The sequence below is a fragment of the Methylobacterium sp. CCH5-D2 genome, from assembly GCF_001556475.1.
Classification (GTDB): Bacteria; Pseudomonadota; Alphaproteobacteria; order Rhizobiales; family Beijerinckiaceae; genus Methylobacterium; species Methylobacterium hispanicum.
On the sequence record NZ_LSIX01000839.1, the window covers coordinates 1 to 2,421 of the forward strand.

General features: G+C 50.0%; 2 protein-coding genes. One reads left to right on the forward strand and one right to left on the reverse strand.

The annotated features are described in order from the left end of the window. Positions 1 to 655: beta-ketoacyl synthase N-terminal-like domain-containing protein (locus tag AX737_RS22100; protein WP_280949099.1), on the forward strand; the 655-nt coding region annotated here is incomplete at its 5' end. Positions 656 to 663: 8 nt separating this feature from the next. Here AX737_RS22100 and AX737_RS32400 read toward each other — a convergent pair. After that, positions 664 to 2,154 carry an RNA-directed DNA polymerase gene (locus tag AX737_RS32400; protein WP_197430686.1) on the reverse strand — a complete coding sequence of 497 codons (1,491 nt, stop codon included), beginning with the start codon at positions 2,152 to 2,154 and terminating at the stop codon, positions 664 to 666. Positions 2,155 to 2,421: the final 267 nt, after the last annotated feature.

Genomic DNA, 2,421 nt, shown 5'->3' on the forward strand with positions numbered 1-2,421 from the left:
CCGCCTCTCGCTCGCGGGCTTCGCCGCCTGCCGGGCGCTCTCCACCGGCTACAACGACGAGCCGACCCGGGCGTCCCGCCCCTACGACAGCGGCCGCGACGGCTTCGTCATGGGCGAGGGCGCGGGCGTCGTCGTGCTGGAGGAGTACGAGCACGCGCGTGCGCGCGGCGCCAAGATCTACGCCGAGATCGTCGGCTACGGCCTCTCGGGCGACGCCTACCACATCACCTCGCCCTCGCCGGACGGCGACGGCGCCTTCCGCTGCATGACGGCGGCAGTGAAGCGGGCCGGCATCGCGCCCGGAGAGATCGACTACATCAACGCCCACGGCACCTCGACGCCGATGGGCGACGAGCTAGAGCTGAAGGCCGTCGAGCGGCTGCTCGGCGATGCCGCGGCCAAGGCCTCGATGTCCTCCACCAAGTCGGCCATCGGCCACCTGCTCGGCGCCGCCGGCGCGGTCGAGGCGATTTTTTCGATCCTCACCATCCGCGACGGCGTGCTCCCGCCGACGCTCAACCTCGACAACCCGAGCGTCGAGACGCAGATCGACCTCGTGCCGCACGAGGCGAAGCGGAAGCGGGTGGATGTGGCGCTGTCGAACTCGTTTGGGTTTGGTGGGACGAATGCTTCGCTGGTGATGCGGCGGGTTTGATTGTCAATTTATGCTTTTTGTTTGGAGCGGGAACCCAATCTAACACCGGCCATCACTTTCAAGTAATGGTCGGCCTCCGATTTATGAACCTGCTTGAACCATGCATATTTTTCGCCGTCTAGAAGCTTATCGCTTTTTTCGATGACGTGAAATATCGCTCGGCGGACCGGAAGACTCACTTTTGAGTAAAGACGGCGAAAAGATAACAACATTTCTCTATCCGCTATATCTCTCGTTCTAAGTATAAATTCTCTCAAAAATATAGGGTTCGTGCTCAACTTAAGTCCATCAAAAGTTCTCCTAACAAAGTCCAAACTTTGATAGCGGCCGTGGCAGAGAAGTCTCAATATTGCCAAATCAAAAAACGGAGATCTAGCATATTTTTCATACATTTCGCAGAATGCTTTAGATAAGAGCTCGACTTCGCTATCGCTGAAGCGGCCCTCCTCTTTTATCAATGCATCGACAATGTACGTGAGTGAGTGCACATAGCGATCGATCACATCAATGAGATCGATAATCTCTCGGCTATCATTGTAAATAAAACACCGCACAAAATATCTGATATTTTCTTCGAGATTGTCCGGACGAGAATTTAAGGTTTTGTTCTTAAGGTCCGTCAAGACTTCGTTCTTATACCTTTTTATTTGCTCTCTGCCAGGATATCGATAAGTTTTTATTAGCTTGGAAATATATCCGACAGTCACGAAGGTTTTTTCTTCAACCCGAGCATCTTCATCCTCTGGATCGAAAGCAGCCTTCTGCGGCTCCTCAGATGGTTCAGTACGATGCTGTTCCAAGTCGATAAAAGTCGTCTTTGATGTATTGATAAACAAAGACTCTTTATCTAATTCTTGAATCAATATATTTAAATACGCGTGCGCTTGAGAAAACGACTTCGCAAAAATCCGATAATCGTCGACAAATCTAACAAATTTTATACCCTCTCGCTGAAGAGCTCTATCTACAGGAATCAAAGCAGCTTCAGCCAAGAAGCGGCTCGCGTCGCATCCAACAGGTAAGCCGAATGAATTGCGATCCACCCAAAAGAAAAGAAGTTCATTCAGGCAGGAAACATACTTGCTTCCACAGCCCAAGCTTGCCAGACTACTCTCCAGCCTATGGAGGTTTAATCTATCGTAGAAATTGGAAATGTCAGTGTTTATTTTTACTCTGAACGGGCTTTGTTTGCTCAGAATACTAGATTTTTCTCGAAATGATTTGTAATTGTAGCGCTTATCTATTACGTATCCATGCTTTGAGAAGCGGTAAGAAAAAACTACGTCAGACGCTGCAGGAATTCGCTGAGCTTCAATCGTAGGAGCTATTTCAAAAACCAGCCCAGTATACCGGACTATATCTTCGAAGTCTATCCAATCGACATTCCGATATGAATATGGCGTCTTGGGGATGGAGAACTTATAAGAAGACCCAACCTGCCAAAGCCTGGGCGATTCGATTGTTTGTCTGCAACATTGAACTAAACGCTTGCGGAACACTTTATCCTTTAGCATACTCGTCTCAGCATTTGACGAGAATGCTGGAGAAATAAAGACGTCGTCTAATCCGTTCTTTGTGATATGACGTAGAACGCGAACCGCACTTCGAGGCGACATTAGGAAACCAGCACAAACACAACCTTAGATATCGTATGCTGCGGCCACTGGCGATCCAAGGCGATAGGACTCACAAGTCTGACTTTTCAACAATTATGATCAAGCGCGGGGTATACTCCTAGGTGTTCCGGTGGCTGCGGCCCGAATGCC